The 17,037-nt window shown below is 65.9% G+C and carries 15 protein-coding genes; 5 read left to right on the top strand and 10 right to left on the bottom strand.

Going from position 1 to position 17,037, the window contains the following annotated elements; genetic code table 11:
• Window position 1: 1 nt before the first annotated feature.
• The 3 genes from MNQ99_RS14640 to MNQ99_RS14630 all read right to left on the bottom strand — a co-directional run bounded on the left by MNQ99_RS14640 (window position 2) and on the right by MNQ99_RS14630 (window position 1,457).
• Window positions 2–490 carry a pyridoxamine 5'-phosphate oxidase family protein gene (locus MNQ99_RS14640; RefSeq protein WP_241913439.1) on the bottom strand — a complete coding sequence of 163 codons (489 nt, stop codon included), beginning with the start codon at window positions 488–490 and terminating at the stop codon, window positions 2–4.
• 182 nt (window positions 491–672) lie between these two features.
• Window positions 673–1,158, bottom strand: coding sequence for an SRPBCC family protein (locus MNQ99_RS14635; protein ID WP_241913438.1), 486 nt, complete (start codon window positions 1,156–1,158; stop codon window positions 673–675).
• Window positions 1,155–1,457 carry an ArsR/SmtB family transcription factor gene (locus tag MNQ99_RS14630; protein WP_127512170.1) on the bottom strand — a complete coding sequence of 101 codons (303 nt, stop codon included), beginning with the start codon at window positions 1,455–1,457 and terminating at the stop codon, window positions 1,155–1,157. Before MNQ99_RS14630 ends, MNQ99_RS14635 begins: the two co-directional genes overlap by 4 nt.
• A gap of 768 nt (window positions 1,458–2,225) precedes the next feature.
• On the opposite strand from MNQ99_RS14630, the gene MNQ99_RS14625 reads away from it, so the two are divergent.
• The gene (locus MNQ99_RS14625) at window positions 2,226–3,437 is read left to right on the top strand and encodes an FAD-binding oxidoreductase (RefSeq protein WP_241913437.1); all 1,212 of its coding nucleotides are present in this window, start codon (window positions 2,226–2,228) and stop codon (window positions 3,435–3,437) included.
• 48 nt (window positions 3,438–3,485) lie between these two features.
• Here the strand turns inward: MNQ99_RS14625 and MNQ99_RS14620 are convergent, their stop codons facing one another.
• The 5 genes from MNQ99_RS14620 to MNQ99_RS14600 all read right to left on the bottom strand — a co-directional run bounded on the left by MNQ99_RS14620 (window position 3,486) and on the right by MNQ99_RS14600 (window position 9,039).
• Window positions 3,486–5,123, bottom strand: a complete 1,638-nt coding sequence (locus tag MNQ99_RS14620; RefSeq protein WP_241913436.1) for an ABC-F family ATP-binding cassette domain-containing protein — start codon at window positions 5,121–5,123, stop codon at window positions 3,486–3,488.
• Window positions 5,124–5,218: 95 nt separating this feature from the next.
• On the bottom strand, window positions 5,219–6,925 hold the full coding sequence (locus tag MNQ99_RS14615; protein ID WP_241913435.1) for an alkaline phosphatase D family protein: 1,707 nt from the start codon (window positions 6,923–6,925) through the stop codon (window positions 5,219–5,221).
• A 100-nt stretch (window positions 6,926–7,025) separates the two neighbouring features.
• The gene (locus tag MNQ99_RS14610; RefSeq protein WP_241913434.1) at window positions 7,026–7,838 is read right to left on the bottom strand and encodes a hypothetical protein; all 813 of its coding nucleotides are present in this window, start codon (window positions 7,836–7,838) and stop codon (window positions 7,026–7,028) included.
• Window positions 7,835–8,377 (bottom strand): RNA polymerase sigma factor, encoded by a 543-nt coding sequence (locus tag MNQ99_RS14605; RefSeq protein WP_241913433.1) that lies wholly within the window; start codon window positions 8,375–8,377, stop codon window positions 7,835–7,837. Before MNQ99_RS14605 ends, MNQ99_RS14610 begins: the two co-directional genes overlap by 4 nt.
• 83 nt (window positions 8,378–8,460) lie before the next feature.
• Window positions 8,461–9,039 carry a hypothetical protein gene (locus tag MNQ99_RS14600; RefSeq protein WP_241913432.1) on the bottom strand — a complete coding sequence of 193 codons (579 nt, stop codon included), beginning with the start codon at window positions 9,037–9,039 and terminating at the stop codon, window positions 8,461–8,463.
• A 590-nt stretch (window positions 9,040–9,629) separates the two neighbouring features.
• Here MNQ99_RS14600 and MNQ99_RS14595 point away from each other — a divergent pair.
• Window positions 9,630–11,243, top strand: coding sequence for an HNH endonuclease (locus MNQ99_RS14595; RefSeq protein ID WP_241913431.1), 1,614 nt, complete (start codon window positions 9,630–9,632; stop codon window positions 11,241–11,243).
• 86 nt (window positions 11,244–11,329) lie between these two features.
• Here MNQ99_RS14595 and MNQ99_RS14590 read toward each other — a convergent pair whose 3' ends face one another.
• On the bottom strand, window positions 11,330–13,012 hold the full coding sequence (locus MNQ99_RS14590; RefSeq protein WP_127512081.1) for a thiamine pyrophosphate-dependent enzyme: 1,683 nt from the start codon (window positions 13,010–13,012) through the stop codon (window positions 11,330–11,332).
• 550 nt (window positions 13,013–13,562) lie between these two features.
• On the bottom strand, window positions 13,563–13,841 hold the full coding sequence (locus tag MNQ99_RS14585; protein ID WP_241913430.1) for a DUF3040 domain-containing protein: 279 nt from the start codon (window positions 13,839–13,841) through the stop codon (window positions 13,563–13,565).
• Between the two features lie 293 nt (window positions 13,842–14,134).
• On the opposite strand from MNQ99_RS14585, the gene MNQ99_RS14580 reads away from it, so the two are divergent.
• The 3 genes from MNQ99_RS14580 to MNQ99_RS14570 all read left to right on the top strand — a co-directional run bounded on the left by MNQ99_RS14580 (window position 14,135) and on the right by MNQ99_RS14570 (window position 16,956).
• Entirely contained in the window at window positions 14,135–14,665 is a 531-nt protein-coding gene (locus tag MNQ99_RS14580) for a gluconokinase (protein ID WP_127512079.1), read from the top strand.
• Between the two features lie 48 nt (window positions 14,666–14,713).
• On the top strand, window positions 14,714–16,120 hold the full coding sequence (locus MNQ99_RS14575; RefSeq protein ID WP_127512078.1) for a GntP family permease: 1,407 nt from the start codon (window positions 14,714–14,716) through the stop codon (window positions 16,118–16,120).
• A 62-nt stretch (window positions 16,121–16,182) separates the two neighbouring features.
• Window positions 16,183–16,956, top strand: a complete 774-nt coding sequence (locus MNQ99_RS14570; protein ID WP_127512077.1) for an SDR family oxidoreductase — start codon at window positions 16,183–16,185, stop codon at window positions 16,954–16,956.
• Window positions 16,957–17,037 lie beyond the last annotated feature (81 nt).

The following is a 17,037-nucleotide window of genomic DNA, read 5'->3' as shown; positions in this document are numbered from 1 at the left end:
ACTAAAGGTCGACGACGTCGTTCTTGCCGATATCGCGGGCGTGCTTCCCGGTGACCATCCCCTTCGCGAGCTTGAACAGTGTGACCACCTTGGGGGAATCCGGCTTCCAGTATTCAGCGGTGTGCGCCTCGACCCGGATCAGGGCCACGGTCGGGTCGTCCTTGCCGTTTTCGAACCAGGGTTCCAGCATGGGGCCCCACAGATCGTCAATTTTCGCCTTGTCGCGGACGATCTGGGCCGTGCCCGAGATGGACAAATAACCGTCCGAGCCGCTGACCGAAACATTGACGTGCGGGTTGCCGCGGATTTCGTCGGCTTTGGGCGAGGGATCCTGCGTCACGAACCACAGGTCGCCGTCGAACTCGGCTTCCTGCAGCGCCAGCGGGCGGCTGAACAACTGGCCGCTGGCATTGACCGTGGTGAGGACGCAGATATCCGCGTCCTTCAGGATCTTGGCCACTTCCATGCGTCCTTCATCATCGTTGGCCATGGAACCACCTTCCGTCTCGGCTGCAGGGAATCCTCAGCATACTTTCTAATCTCGGGGACGCCAACGGCGGGGGCGGAAGACTGTCCGGCCGAAGGGCACGGTGTAGGGGGCGGCGAAGGGCGCGACAAGGGGGCCGGAGCCCGTGGCTCCGGCCCCTTCGCCGAATTGATTTTGTCGTGCTTTTACGCGGTTCGGACGCCGGCGAGCAGTTCGTCCAGCCGCTCGTAGCCCTCGCTCATGCCGCCTTCCATCCCGGATTGGGCCATGCCGTCGCGTGCCTCGAGCGTGGGGTAGACGGAGTGGCCGATCAGCTTGCAGCGCCCGTTGCCGAGGTCCTCGAACGTCATGAATTCGATGCTGACAACGTCCGGATATCCGCCAAACTCGAACGTCTGGATGGCGAACTCGTTTTCGCGGACTGTATGGAAGACGCCGGTGAAGGCGTATTGAACGCCGTCGGGGCCGGTGTGCAGGTAGCGATAGCTGCCGCCGGAGCGGAAATCGTAGTGGTCGATGTCCATCTTCATGCCGCGCGGGCCCAGCCATTGCTTGATTAGCTCGGGGTCCTTGTGCGCGCGGAAGACCTCGGCGACCGGATAGTCGAACTCTCGTTCGGTCTCGATGAACGGGACGCCGTCCGGGACGGTGACTTTGAGTGCGTTGCTCATGTTTTGTCCTTGGATAGGTGGTTGAGCACGGCATCCAGCCCGCGGTACTGCGCCTCGCGGACCAATCTGTACTGGTCGATCCACGCCGTGAGCGCTTCGAGCCGTGCGGCGTTCAGGTGGACGGGCCGGCGCTGGGCATCCCGGGTGCGGGTGACCAGTTCCGCCTGCTCGAGGACCTGGATGTGCTTCGAGACCGCCTGCTTGGTGATTTCGAAGGGCTCGGCCAGCTCGTTGACCGTTGCCGGTCCGCGGCTGAGCCGGGCGATGATGCGGCGGCGGGCCGGGTCGGCCAGGGCCATGAAGGCCCGGTCCAGGAGTGCCTCGTCGCTGCGATCTGTCACGGTATTCAACTCTTCCCTTGATCAACCTTTCGGTTGATTACAAATTACTCTTGGGTTGCCGGCGCGGTCAAGGGCGCCGGTCGCTACCGATCCGGCAAGAGAGGGTCCTAGCCGCACAGCCGAGGACCGGGCGCGACCTAGTTGCGAACGGCTGGAGCAAAATCGGCGGCGATCCTGCCCACCCGGCATCCCGAGGGCCTCAGCGCGGTCCCCGGGAATGACGTTTGGGAGCCCGGTGGGGCCTCGGTCCAGTGGGCCGCCGGGCTGCCCGCAGTCTCATCGGAGTTCCGGTTCCTGCACCGACACCCGGAGAAGGCGGAAGGAGTGAAACCCCCGCTATTTCCGGGGCTACCTTCTTTCTGGCCCGTCGGTAAGCTGCTAAGCCGGAAGTGTGGCGGCGGCGCGGTGCAATGGGTCTGTCGATCCGCCGCTTGGGGCCGAACACCAGCACCACAAAGGGGACGAAGGCGAGTACGACGTCGGTAACAAAAAGGGTGACTTCCATGGCCAGCTCCTACCCTTGGCATCAGGGTAGGCGCCGATTTGTCGGCACGCAATGGGGAATTTTCAGGGGCGGGAAGCCATCCGAAGGAGTACAGTCAGCCGGGCTGGTCAAGGGGTGGACGCCGCAAATTTCAGTAGGTGCAGAGGCCGCCGGGGGTGGCATTTTCTCCGCAGTCCGAGAAAGGTGGGACTTGTCGGGGACAACCGGAAGGAGCAGCGACGATGCTGTCAGATACGTCCACACCCATCGTCAAGGCAACCCTCCCTGTGGTAGGGGAGAACATTCAGGAGATTGCTCAGCGGTTCTACCGGCACATGTTTGAGGAACGGCCGGAACTGCTGGACGGCCTTTTCAACCGGGGCAACCAAGCCGACGGGAAGCAGCAGCAAGCGCTGGCCGGTTCCATCGCCGCATTCGCCACCACTCTGATTGAAAAGCCGGACGACCTGCCGGACCACCTGCTGTCGCGCATCGCGCATAAACACGTCTCGCTGGGCCTGCGGCCGGACCAGTACCAAATTGTTCACGATAATCTGATGTGGGCCATCGGCGACGTTCTGGGGGAGGCGGTGACTCCGCCGGTCGCGGCAGCCTGGGATGAAGTCTACTGGCTGATGGCGAACTTGCTGATCAACAAGGAACGCGGACTCTACGACGCCGTGCATCTGGGACCAGACGAAGTCTGGCGCACCTGGCGGGTGGCGGAACGGATCCAGGAAACGCCGGACGTGGTGACCTTTGTGGTGGCGCGGACCGACGCGCGGGACGTCAAGCCGTCGTTGCCGGGCCAGTACGTCACGCTGAAAGCAAGAATGTCCGACGGCGTTCACCAGCCCCGGCAGTACTCTCTGACGCGGGCCGATGATGGCCAGCATCGGCAGTTCTCGGTCAAACGCGTGCACGACGACAGCGGCAAGCCGGACGGGGAGGTCTCGACCTGGCTGCACCGCGACGCGCAGGTAGGAGACGAAGTAGTCCTTTCTGCTCCCTTCGGCGACGTGGTGTTGGAGTACTCGGACCGTCCGATCGTGTTCGCCAGTGCCGGCATCGGCATCACTCCCATGGCCGGAATGCTGTCGCACCTGGTCCAGTCCGAATCGCAGCGCACGGTGGTCCTGCTGCACGCGGACCACTCCGAAGAGACGTTTGCGCTGCGCGAACAGGTCAGGGCGGATTTGGCGAAACTGCCCTATGCCTCGATCGGCACCTGGTACGAGCAGCCTGGCGAACGGACCCAGCAGGTGGAAGGTGTACAGGTGGGTTTTATGGACCTGACCAACACCGAGCTGCCCACCGACGCCGAATTCTATCTCTGCGGCCCGCTGGTCTTCATGAAAGCCGTGCGGAGCGCCCTTATTGCCCGAGGGATTCCCGCCAAGGACATCCAGTACGAAGTGTTCGGCCCGGACCTCTGGCTGGCCGACTTCGAATAGCCGACAGCCCAAAACTGGGAATGCGCAGCGCTGCAAGGCCCCCGCCGGTCAGCTGATCGAAACCTGGCCGGCGTCGACGTCCCAGCGGGTGTCCAGCCGGACATTCTCCAGCAGGCGGCGGTCGTGGGAGACCAGCAGGAGGGTGCCGTCGTAGCCGTCCAGCGCCTGCTCCAGCTGTTCGATGGCGGGCAGGTCCAGGTGGTTGGTGGGTTCGTCGAGGACCAGCAGGTTCACACCCCGGGCCTGCAGCAGGGCGAGCGCCGCACGGGTACGCTCGCCGGGGGAGAGGGCGCCGACGGTGCTGGATACCTGGTCCGCCTTGAGACCGAACTTCGCGAGCAGGGTGCGGACCTCGGCCTGGCTGTAGTCCGGCACCAGCGCCTCGAAGGCGGTGCCCAGCGGCTGGTCCTCCGCGAGCTGGCCGCGCGCCTGGTCGATCTCGCCGATGGCGACGCTGGCACCCAAGGCGGCAGCGCCGTCGTCGGGCTCCTGATGTTCCAGCAGCAGGCGCAGCAGGGTGGACTTGCCCGCGCCGTTGGGGCCGGTGATGCCGATGCGCTCGCCGGCGTTGACCTGCAGCGAGACCGGGCCGAGCGTGAAACCGTCGCGGCGGACGGTGGCCTGGTTCAGGGTGGCGACCACGGAACTGGAACGCGGGGCGGCGCCGATGCTGAACTGCAGCTGCCACTCCTTGCGCGGCTCCTCTACCTCGTCCAGCCGGGCAATCCGGGACTCCATCTGGCGGACCTTCTGCGCCTGCTTCTCGGACGATTCCGTGCTGGCCCTGCGGCGGATCTTGTCATTGTCCGGGTTCTTCTTCATGGCGTTGCGGACGCCCTGCGAACTCCATTCGCGCTGGGTGCGCGCCCGCGCCACGAGGTCAGCCTTCTTGTCCGAGAACTCGTCGTAGGCCTCGCGGGCGTGCCGGCGGGCCACGGCACGCTCCTCCAGAAAGGCGTCGTAGCCGCCGTCGTACACCGCCACCTTATTCTGCGCCAGGTCCAGCTCCACCACGGTGGTCACGCAGCGGGCCAGGAATTCACGGTCGTGCGACACCAGCACCACGCCGCCGCGCAGGCCTTGCACGAAGGACTCCAGCCGGGCCAGCCCGGCCAGGTCCAGGTCATTGGTGGGCTCGTCCAGCAGCACCACGTCGAACCGGCTCAGCAGCAAGGCCGCCAGCGCGGCCCGCGCGGCCTGGCCGCCGGAGAGGCTGGTCATGGCCGCGTCCGGGCCTACATCCAGGCCAAGTTCGGCGAGCACGGGCGGAATCCGGTCCTCCAGATCCGCGGCGCCGCTGGCCATCCAATGGTCCAAGGCGGCGGCGTAGGCGTCGTCGGCGTGCTTGGAGCCCGAGCCCAGCGCTTCGGCGGCGGACTCCATGGCTTCGGTGGCCTCGGCCGCACCGGTGCGTCGGCCGATGTACGCGGCGATGGTCTCGCCGGGAATCCGCTCGTGTTCCTGCGGCAGCCAGCCGATAAACGCATCCGACGGCGCGGTGCTCACCGATCCGGCCAGCGGCGCATCCACGCCGGCCAGGATGCGCAGCAGCGTGGTTTTGCCGGCGCCATTGGCGCCGACCACACCCACCACGTCGCCGGGGGCGACGGTCAGGTTCAGGTTGGCGAACAGGGCGCGGTGGCCGTGGCCGCCCGAGAGGTCTTTGGCCACCAGCGTTGAAGTCATGCCTACCAGTCTAAGGAGCGACGGCGGTGGGTCGGGTTCGGCTGTGGGCTGCGTCGCTACGGGCTTCGGCGGCGGGTCAGTCGCTGCGGGGCCGGTCAACGCGTGGTGGTGCTGCGCGGGACGGTGCTTCGCGGGGCGATGGTCAGCGCAGCGACCTCTTTCAGCCGCGGGTGCAGATGGTCGCCGTCGTCCACCACACCCGTTTCCCACCGGATCCTCAGGCCATCGCCGGAATCCTCGAGGCTGGCCAGGTTGTTGTCGAACCAGGGCCGTTTGAGGCCCTTCCAATCGAACGGCGGTTTCGGGACTTTGGCGCCCCGGGCCACCAGGGCGCCGACCGGGGCGGCGACGCCGTAGGACATGACCGCGGTGAAGTAGCGCAGGAACCTCGGCAGCGGGTTGCGGACGGGGGAGCAGACGGCTTGGACGATCCGGCTGCCCGAGGACCGCTGGACCTCGGACACGTAGGAGAAGTGGACGTCGCCCGAGAGGAAGGTGACGGTCTCCGGCGCAGGCCCGCGTCCGCCGTCGGCCACCTCCTCAACGATTCCCGCCACCTTGCGGAAGCTCTGCTGGAAGGCCGCCCAATGCTCCAGGTCCACGGCCTGCCGCAGCCGTTCGCCGATGGCCGCCGGGAACTTGCCCCAGGCTCCCTCGCTCAGCGCCTCGTTCCAGGACTCAATATGGTGCAGGCCCTGGGGGAGCAGGAACGGCAGCGAAGTACCGATCAGCAGGTGCTTGAAACCGCCCTGCAGCTGGCCGTCCAGCCAGGCCATCTCGTCCTGGTCCAGCAACGAGCGCCGCTCCGGCTCCAGTTCCCGGGCCGCGCGCGAGTCCACGACCACCAGCCGGGTGCCGCCGATATCGCGCGTGAAGCTCCACCGGTAGGTTTCCGGGTCCTGGTCCGCGCGCTCGGCGAACGCCTCCAGCGCGTCGGTCAGGTCCAGCTCGCCGTCGCCGGAGTGGCTGGCCACCTGCTGCCACAGTTCGTCCTGGGCGCGCTGCTCCGGGGACAGGTTGCCCAGGTGCTGGTAGACCCAATAGGACGTCAGGCCGGAAACAATCCGGCCGTGCCACCAAGACGTTGCCTCCATCTGCCGCCGCCAGGCCAGCGAGGCGTTCCAGTCGTCGCGGATGTCATGGTCGTCGAAGATCATGGCGCTGGGCACGGTGGACAGCAGCCAGCGGTTGGCGCCGTCCGACCACGCGAGCATGTACAGGTGGGCGTACTCCTGATAGTCCTTGAGCTCCTCGCCCGGCGGTTCCTTGATATCGCGCCGGGACCGGATGAAATCCTGCATCGCCTCGGTGGTGGAGTCCGCATAGACCTGGTCGCCGAGGAAGAGGACCAGGTCCGGCCAGCCGGAGTTGTCCCCCGGGCCATTCGCGGCGCCGGAGGCCGCACGATGCAGTGCATACGCCCGCAGCGCGTCCACGCCATGCTTCCTGTTGCCCGCCGCGTCATGCTCTGTGCTGGTGCGGCAGGATCCGAACGCCAGACTGAGCGGGCGCCCCGGTGCGAGGGTGCGGATCATCGGAGCCGGGTACGGCGAATCCGGCTCCGGCCAGGCCTGCACGCCGTCGATCTCAAGCCGGTACGGCACGGCGCTCCCGGGCTCCAGCCCGTCGACCTCGACCAGCGCGTAGTGGTGGCCGTGGACGGCAAAGGTTCGTGCCTGCCAGGAATTGCCTGCAACAACGACGGCGATGCGGGCGGCTTCGACGGTTTCCACCCAGATGCTGGCCGTGGTCTGATCCACATAACGCAGCATCGGGCCGAGTACCAGCGGCTTTGAAGCCATGAGTCCTCCTGCCTGCTCCGACAGAAACGGTGTCCCCTTGGGCGACACTCTGCCATTATCCGCGGTGTGCCGGAAGAGCAGACCGCGGACGGCCGCCCGGTTAGCGTTGCGGTTCCGGCGCCACCGGCAGTTCGGGGATCCGGCCCGGATCGGGCGAGGGCAGGCTGCCGTCCTCCAGGGGCAAGCCCTTGCCGGGTTTGTCCTCTGGCGGGTCCGGCGTGGTCGGATCGGGCAGCGTGCCGTCAAGCGGCGGCGCACCCGGCAGGAGACCGCGGAACGGCGTGGCCGGATCGCGGTCCGCCCCGTTCGGATCACTCTTGACGGACCGGTTGCCGCCCGGCGTTTCGGGTTGCTGCCCGGGAGCCAGGGAATGTCCCGGGGGAGCCGGATGGGCTGCGTCCGTGGCGGGATCTGCTGCTGGGTCAACTGGACGGTCTGAATCCGAGCCGGTGCCGGTTTCGGGGCCGGAATCGTCGTTCGGCTGAATCCGGTCCGGCGCGGCGGGGATGCCGCCGGGAACGCCGTGCTCGGCTTGCTCGGCGCGCTCGGCTTTACCGGCCGCGGACGGCGCGAAAAAGCCGACGACGTTTTGAACGGCCTGGTCTGCGGCCGTCCGGAAATCGGGGTTGGCCGCGGCCACTCCGGAGACTCCAAGGCCGGTCCCGGCCAGTGCGGCCGCGACCATCAAGGCACCGCGAACGTTGCGGTGCCGCCGCAGCGGGACCACCGGCGCAGGTGCCGGCGTCGTCGTCATGAAGGCCATCAGCTCTCCAGACGGTTCGGGCGCCGAACTGGCTTTGCCGGCGGACCGGAGTGCCAGCAGGGAGGATTCAAGCTGTTCAGAAGGGGCCACTTCAGCTTCATCCAGCAACCGGCGGACCGCATCGTCGTCGGATATCTCAAGGTGTTTCACAGTAGGGCCTCCTTCCTTTCCACAACGGATTTCAGTTTCAACAGGGCACGCCGCTGCAATTGCTTGATAGAGCCGATGCTCCGGCCCATGATTTCGGCGACCTGTTCCAGCGTCAGATCCGCCACCACGCGAAGCAGCAGCACTTCCTGTTGATCGGGTTTCAGCTCTTTGAGGTGGCGGCCGATATCGCTCTCGCCCAGCGTCTCCAGCAGGGCGGTCTCGGCCGATGCCACCGCCCGCCGATCGGCGTCGGGATCATAGGGCGAGAGTTGCGGTTGTCTGGCACGGCGCCGGACGTCGTCCACATAGCGGGCGTGGGCGATGGAAAAGGCCAGCGTGCGCAGTCCTGTGAAGCCTCCCCGCACAGATCCGATCCGTGAGAAGAGGGCGAGGAAGACTTCCTGCACCGCGCCTTCGTGGTCCTCCAGGCCGCGCACTTTCAGGTACCCGTTGACCCCGGGCGCCAGCGCGGCGTAGATCTCGCTGAAGGCCTCGGCCTTTCCTGACCGCGCTGCAGAAACAACGTCGTCGGAGAGCATGCGAAGCAAACTAAGGTCCTTCAAACTGCGGGCGTCGGGTGCGGCGGCTTCAGTGTAGCCACCGCACCCGACACCGTGCGAAATTACTGTCCGGCGTCGATCTTGACCGTAGCTGCACCGCGGAGTTCGGTGCGGGCTTCTGCCGCCTCGGTGCGGGCGTCGATCTTGGCCTGGGCCTCGGCGTTGGCGGTTTCCGGCAGCTCCGGAACGGCCGGCACGGCGGGAACGGCCGGGATGGCGGGCTCGCCGTCGACTCCCGGAACGGCCGGGGTTGCCGGGACAGCCGGGGTCACCACGGCACCGGAGCGGAGCTCGGCGGCGGCGCCAGCCTCTTCGGTTCCGGCCTCGGCCTCCGCACTGGCCTCCGCATCAGCCTCGGTGCCATCTGCGCTCACGCCCGCGTCGGCGCCCGCCTCAACGTCTGCACCGGACTTGGCGCCCGGCACGGCGGGGGTGGCCGGGATAGCCGGCACGGCCTGCTCTGCGTCAACGGCGGGAACAGCGGGGGTGGCCGGCACGGCGGGAGTGGTGATGGCGCTCGCGGTATCCCCGGCAGTCAGCGCGGGTGCGGCAACGGCAGCGCCGGCTCCGCCAACGGCGATGATGGCGGCCAAAGCGGCTCCCTTGGCGGGCAGGCTCAGGGTACGGAAACGATTCGTCATGGATCTCCTCGATTGGTGCTTGGCGCACGGCTGGCGAAAGCCCGCCGCGCGCCCGTACACCTGTCTAATCGAACCAGGGAGGTGAAAGGTTACGGTTCCGTGATTATTTTTTGACGGGTTTCGCCGCGGTCTCGGCATGATGACGACGGCGGTGCCCACCTTTAGCACTGAGTCCGGCTCTGTTGGGGCGTCTCGCGGCGCAGGATCACGCGTCGGCCTCCGTGCGCCTGCCGCAGGCGCAGGACCGCGCGCCTGCCACAGGTACAGGACCGCGCGCCTGCCACAGGTGTCGAACTCAGCCCACGCCAACGCTATCCAGTCCTCCACAACCTGGGTAGAAGGGTGGTTTGGCCACATGCGAGAGCTCGCTTCGGTAACTAGCCGAAGCAATCCATAGGCTGTTGTTAATAGGAGTTCCGCTGGCTCCGAGACTGTCAGTGCCGGCGGATAGCCTGTTCTTAGTAGTAGTTCAGCACCATACGGTGGCCACCGGTTTTCGTGTTTCCTGGTGGCGTCTGTGGACTCGTGTTCCACGACCGCTCGTGTTCAATGTCGTGCCCTGTGGGCATGCTGACGAATGAGACGCTGAGATGTTGGATCCCGCAGCAACCGGAGTGTTTGAAGGGCCGCCCGCTGTTGGTGCGGCTGCGATCAATGCGTTTGCCGGTTTGCTGGCCGGCCCGGATGCTGATGCTGACGTATCGGATGCGGAACGGATTGACCGGATCACGGCCTTGGAGAACCTCAAGGACGCAGCTGCCGCCGCGCAAGCAAAGGCCTCGGCCGCGCTGGATGCCTCTATTCGTGTAGGGCGGGCCGCAGCCGGTGTGCCGAAAGACCGGTGCGGCCGCGGGATTGCGAAGCAGATCGGGTTGGCCAGGCGGCAATCTCCGCACCGCGGCGGGCTCCTGTTGGGCGTAGCCAAGGCCCTAGTCAACGAGATGCCGCACACGCTCAAAGCCTTGGAAACGGGACGTTTGAATGAGCGGCGCGCCTCGATCCTTGTCAGCGAAACCTTGTGCCTGAGGCGTGAGGACCGGGCACGAGTGGATGAAGAATTGGCAGGGAACCAGACACGCCTGAACGGACTGGGCGATAAAGCCCTGACGGCGGAGGCGAAGCGGATGGCGTACCGCCTGGACCCGCACTCGGTAGTTAATCGTGCCGCGAAGGCCGAAGCCGACCGACACGTTTCCGCTCGTCCCGAACCCGACACCATGGTCTCGGTTCGCACCTTGTTGCCCGTGGTCCAAGGGGTTGCCGTCATGGCGGCATTAAACCGGGAAGCGGACCGACTGCGAAACGCCGGGGATCCTAGGTCCCGAGGCCAGGCGATGGCGGACACGGTGTTTGAACGCCTCACCGGAGCCTCCACTGCAGATCCGGCGCGCACAGAAATACAGCTGGTGATGACAGACCGGGCGCTGCTGCAGGGCGACAGCGAACCAGTCTGGCTGACCGGGTACGGCATCGTCCCGGCCCAGTATGCCCGCGACCTCATCCGACTCCCGTACACCCCGCCGGCGAAAACCGGGCCGCCGGGCGCCGAACAGAAGGCGCCGCCAGCGGGAACTGAGCCGGGCTGGAAGACTGCGCGCGACGAAGCCCGTCAGGCGAGAATGAAAACACTCAGGGTCGGCGGAGTGGAGGATGTGTGGATTCGGCGCCTCTTCACGGCCCCGGGGACTGGACAGTTGCTGGGGATGGATTCGAAGGCGCGGAAGTTCCCGGATGGGCTGCGCCGGATGATCATGGCCCGGGATGCTTCCTGCACCGGCCCGTGGTGCGATGCGCCGATCCGGCATATTGACCACATCGTTGCGTGGTCGGAAGGCGGGGAGACCACGCTGAGCAATGGGCGCGGTCTCTGTGAAGAATGCAACTACGCCCATGAAGCCGAAGGCTGGTCCGCCAGAACCGTCGGGGGTCCCGCGCACAGCGTAGCGACTACCACCCCTACCGGCCACGTCTACACCTCCACCGCACCGCCCCTGCCCGGCGCATCCACTCCCGAGCCGGAATGGCATGAACGGACGCCATCGGATCAGCCCGAGCGCCAGACGCGGGAGGCTTGGGAAACGGGGGAGGCGGGAGTCGGGCACGTCGCCGGCCGCCTCACGGGCAAGATGGAAAGGCGAAGAGCCCAACGCCGCCGCCGGGCCCGACTGATGAGCCGGCCGCACACTTTGCAAGCCAGTGGATAACCTGAGCGAAACTGACCGGGGACAAAAAAGTGCCGGTGGCCGGGACAAAATGTCCCAGCCACCGGCTTGCGGTTATCCGCTCAGACTCAGTAGGCCTTGACCCGCTGCTCCACCACAAGGTGGATCAGTGCGAAGGTTTTGTCCTCATCAATGGCTTTCAGTGCAGCTTCGAGGGCGGCGGGCACGTCGGCATCGCGTTCCACCTTCACGCCGAAGCCGCCGAAGGCCTGTGCCATCAGGGCGAAGTCGGGGTTCTTCAGCTGGGTGCCGGAGATGCGCTCGGGGTACCAGCGTTCCTGGTGGGTGCGGATGGTGCCGTATTCCTGGTTGTCCATGACGATGACCAATGGGGTGGCGCCGTACTGGGCGGCGGTCGCCAGTTCCTGGCCGTTCATGAGGAACTCGCCGTCGCCGGCGATGGTCACTACGCGGCGTCCGGGATAGGCCAGCGATGCAGCGATGGCGGAGGGAACCGAGTAGCCCATCGACCCGTTCCGTGCGGAGAGCATGGAGGCGTAGTCATGGGTGGGGAAGTAGCGGTGCGCCCAGTTGGTGTGCTCGCCGGCGCCCAAGGTGATCATGGCGTCGCGCGGCAGGCCGCTGACCAGGTTGGCCATCATGGTGTCCATCCGGGCCGGCCCGTCGGTGGGCTCGGACGGCGGGAGGGCAGCGAACTTTTCCTGCTCGCCGCGCATGCGCTGGGTGAAGTCTTTCCACTCTTCCTTCAGCGGCAGGTCCATCATGACTAGGTCGCGGACAAAGACGTCGGGCTTGGCCACGATCTGGTAGGAGACGGGGCCCGAGCGTCCGCGCAGCGACGGGTCGATGGTGACCAGGAAGTTCTTCTTGGACCAGTCCTGGCGGACCAGGAAACCATCGGTGATGACGTCGCCCGGCACGGTGCCGACGAAGACCAGCAGGTCCGTTTCCTCGAGCAGGTCATAGGTGGGCTTCGGCCGGCCGTAACCGATCGGGCCGACGTAGGAGGGGGAATCGAAGGGGATGGTGCCCTCGCAGCGCCACTCGACGGCAGCCGCAATGTTGTGCTCTTCGAGCCAGGTGGTCAGCGCGCTGGAGCCTTCTTGGGTCCAGTCATTGCCGCCGACGACGAACAGGGGCTTTTCGGCTTCCTTCAGGGCAGCCTGCAGCGCCTTCCAGTCGGTGACCGTCATGCCGCCCTGGGCAACGGGAATGACCGGGTGCAGTGTGGCGTCAGTTTCTTCGCGGATGACATCTTCCGGAAGGCCGACGACGACGGGGCCCGGGCGGCCGCTGGTGGCCGCGAACATCGCTTCGGCGACGATTTCGGAGGCCCGTTCGGGGTGGTCCAGGACCATGACGCGCTTGGCGCCGGTGTCGAACCAGGACTTGATGTCGAATTCCTGGAACGCTTCACGGTCGCGGTGCTCGAAGGGGATCAGGCCCACGAACAGCACCATCGGGGTGGAATCCTGCCATGCGGTGTGCAGGCCGACGTGGGCGTTGGCGGCACCGGGCCCGCGGGTGACCATCGCGATGCCGGGCCGCTGGTTCATCTTTCCGTCCGCCTCGGCCATGTAGGCCGCGCCGCCTTCGTGGCGGCAGACGATGGTGTCGATGGTGGAATGGTGGAGGCCGTCCAACACTTCCAGGTAGCTCTCGCCGGGAACGACGTAGGTTCGTTCGACGCCGTGCGCAATCAGCGAATCGACAATGACATGTCCTGCCGACTTGCGGCCGGGCTGCTGCTCAGCTGCGACTGCGACCGCTTCCTTTTGAACCTGTGTCACAGGGAGACCTCTTTCACCTTTGAATCGAACTCAACCGCTGCATTCTTCTCGTGCGGGTGCACGGTCCACGACGAATGCGCTTGAGCAAAAGTACATGATGAAGTGTGTTATGCCACCGTCCCTGTGACACGGCGAGGTAACGAACGTGACGTGGTTCGCATTGGTGAATTCAGGTTTCCTGCTGGAAAGCTGGGCCCGCGCGTTGTGCCGGGGGACGGTGGGCGAGGGATGCGGCGCGGAAAGACGCGGGTCCAGCCCGTTTCAGCAGCGGTGAGTCACCATCAGATTGCGCTGTCACGGCCGATCCGCCAGATCCGGCCAGTGCCCGGCGCGCACCATGTGCAAGCTAAGCGGAACAACGAAGGCGTCCTGGGTGAGCTCATTGAAATAGCGACGGCGGCCTCGTCGCGCTCATCGGATTAGCGACGGCAGGCGTCCACGCTTGTCGGAACACCGAAGGCGTGCAGGGAACGCAGAGGCATGAGGTTCAGCCGTCGTACGGCGGACAGATTCTGACCCGGCGGGGACCTGGATGTAGATTCCGACCGTGTTAAAGGCGGCGGTGGCGGGACAGGAAGCCGGCGCCGCCGCGGATGGCGCCCGCCGCGAGGGCGATGAGTCCCAGCATGGCCAGCACCAGTGAATTTCCCGCGATGCCGATAAACAACAGGAGGGCGCCGGCAACGGCCCACAGGGTTCCGGCGCTAATGACGTGGCCGAAAACCATGACACCGCGAGCAGACAGGGAGCGGGCGAGGCGGGGATCGTCGTTCTCTAGTTGATGCCCCAGCTTGTCCAGGCGCTGCTGTTCTTCATCCGATAAGGACATTCCGACCTCCTCGGGCTCGGCGGCGCCGCAGATGGTGCCGCCGGAAACCACGTATAGACCAATCTAGTCCGGGTAGGGCTTCGGCGATATGGGGTCGCAGCAAGCGAGGGCTGATTTGTTATTGTCCGCCTGGTCCGAAGGGCAAGGCACGGCGCACTCCCGCCGTCGTCAGTGCTTTCTTGTTTTGCCGGACTCTGTCAGCCAGTGATACCTTGTGTCGGATAAATCTGATTTATTGGCGAGAGATTAGTCACCAAATCAGATGTAATGGTGCGTCTGAGGAGTTCTGTCCCATGTCTCTGCAATATCCCCCGCTGGTGGTCATGGGTGTCCAAGGATGCGGAAAATCCACGGTGGGCGCCGCCGTCGCACAGCATCTTGGTCTGGAATTCATCGACGGCGATGATCTGCACAGCGCCGCCAACAAGGAAAAGATGGCCTCCGGGCACCCCCTTACCGACGCCGACCGGCACCCGTGGCTGTCAGCAATCGGCCAGGTCATGGCCGACAAGCTGGCCGAAGGAACCACTGCAGTTGTTGCGTGCTCCTCCTTGAAGCGCAGCTACCGCGACCTCATCCGCTCCTTCGCACCCGGGACCAGGTTCATCCACCTCACCGGCAGCCGCGAGCTGATCGCCGCTCGGATCAGCGGGCGTGACCACGAATACATGCCGCCGACCTTGCTGGATTCGCAGTTCCAGACCCTGGAACCGCTCGGCGACGACGAGGCAGGGCTGGCTGTGCCTGTCACCGACTCGCCCGACGAGATCGCCGTGCGGGTGGAGAACTACCTGCAGGAAACAGCCGGCTCCACCGGCGCCTAAAGCTCAACCCACATCTAAACGGATAACCATCCGATACAACGAAGGACAATGATGACCGAACTCGAGCTCAACTGGACGTTGAGCACGCCCGGCCTCTTGCTTGTCGCCGTGGCAGCCATCGCGCTGCTGCTGGTGCTGATCATGCGGTTCCGGGTGCATGCTTTCCTGTCGCTGATTATTGTCAGCCTGCTCACTGCCGTGGCCACCGGCATTCCGGCCGGCGATATTATGCCGACGCTCTTGGGCGGTTTCGGCGGAACGCTGGCCAGCGTGGCCCTGCTGGTCGGCCTGGGCGCCATGCTCGGCCGCATGCTGGAGGTCTCGGGCGGCGCGGATGTGATGACCAAGGCGTTGATCAACAAGTTCGGCGAGAAGCGTGCGCCGCTGGCGCTGTCCGTGGCGTCGCTGCTGTTCGGCTTCCCGATCTTCTTCGACGCCGGCCTGGTAGTCATGCTGCCGATCATCTTCACCGTGGCACGCCGCCTTGGTGGATCGCTGCTGACCTATGCGTTCCCCGCAGCAACCGCCTTCTCGGTCATGCACATCTTTGTGCCGCCGCACCCGGGTCCCGTGGCCGCCACCGGCCTGCTGGGCGCCGACGTCGGACTGGTCCTTATCCTGGGCCTCGTCATCGCGATTCCCACCTGGTACGTGGTGGGCTACCTGTTCGGCCACTACCTGGGCCGCAAGTTCAACATTGCCGTGCCGGACATCCTCGACGCGCCGAAGGGCTCGGTCGAATCCGAATTCCGTTCCGCACCGAAGCTGGGCACCATCTTCTTCCTGCTGCTGCTGCCGTTGGTGCTGATCTTCATGAACACCGGCCTGAACATGCTGGCCACGGCTGAAGTTGTTTCGCTGGAGGACACCTGGGTGCAGATCCTGCGCATGCTGGGCGAGACCCCGGTGGCGCTGCTGATCACCGTTCTCATGGCGATGTGGCTGCTGGGCGAACGCCAGGGCAAGGAACGCAGCCTGGTTGAAACTGTTGTGGACAGCGCGCTGGGCCCGGTCTGCTCGATCATCCTGATCACCGGCGCCGGCGGCATGTTCGGCGGCGTGCTGCGTGCCAGTGGCATCGGCAATGCGATCGCCGAATCGCTGGACGCGATCGGCCTGCCGATCATTGTGGCCGGCTTCGTCATCGCAGCCGTGGTCCGCGTTGCACAGGGCTCCGCCACGGTGGCGCTGACCACTGCTGCCGCGCTGGTCCAGCCGGTAGTGATGGGCAACCCGGAATACAACCCGGTGGAACTGGCCGCCATTGTGCTGGCGCTGGCCGCCGGTTCGGTCTTCGCCGGCCATGTGAACGACTCGGGCTTCTGGCTGGTCAGCCGGTTCTTCCAGATGGACACTAAGACCACGCTGAAGACCTGGACCGTGGGCCAGGCACTGGTGGGCGTTGTCGGCTTCGTGCTGGCACTGGCCATCTTCCTGATCGCCTCGTCGTTCTAGCACTAACCTGATCACCATGGACGGGGCGGCTGCGGCCGTCCCGTCCGCATTTGGAGAGATAAATGACTGTGAACCTGTTCGACATTTCCTCCCGCGTAGCCCTGGTGACGGGCTCCAGCCGCGGCATCGGCAAGGCCATTGCCCGGGGACTGGCAGCGGCCGGCGCCGTCGTGGTGCTCAACGGGCTGGATGAGGAACGGCTGGAAGGCACCCGGGCGGAACTGGCGGCGGAGTTCGGGGCGGAGAAGATCTTCGCCCGCGCCTTTGACGTCACTGACGCGCAGGCAGCGGCCGACGGCGTGGCCTGGGTCGAGCGCGAAGTGGGACCTCTGTGGGTGCTGGTCAACAATGCCGGCGTCCAGCATCGGGTGCCGATGCTGGACCTGGCGGTGGAGGACTGGGAACGCGTGCTGCGCACCAACCTGACCAGCGCGTTCCTGGTGGGCCGCGAGGCAGCCCGGCACATGATCAAACGCGGCGCGGGCAAGATCATCAACATCGCTTCCGTGCAGACCGACTTGGCCCGTCCGACGATCGCTCCGTACACCGCTTCCAAGGGCGGCATCCGCAACCTGACCCGGGCGATGACCGCCGAGTGGGCGGCCGAGGGGCTGCAGATCAACGCGATCGCCCCGGGTTACATTCACACCGAGATGACGCAGAATCTGGTGGACGACGAGGCGTTCAACAGCTGGATCCTGGGCCGGACCCCCGCACACCGCTGGGGCACGGTGGAGGACATCGTGGGACCGGCCATCTGGCTGGCGTCCGACGCGTCCAACTTCGTGAACGGCCAGGTGGTCTTTATCGACGGCGGTATGACCACCGTCGTCTGAGCCGGAACGGTCCGGGCCGGTCCGGCGCGGGCCGGTCGAACCGGCCCGCGCCTGGAACGCGGCACCGAGGCCCGCAGGGCC

Source organism: Arthrobacter sulfonylureivorans, assembly GCF_022637435.1.
GTDB lineage: Bacteria > Actinomycetota > Actinomycetes > Actinomycetales > Micrococcaceae > Crystallibacter > Crystallibacter sulfonylureivorans.
Note: the sequence above shows the minus strand (reverse complement) of the source record. Positions and strands in the feature narration are given on the sequence as shown.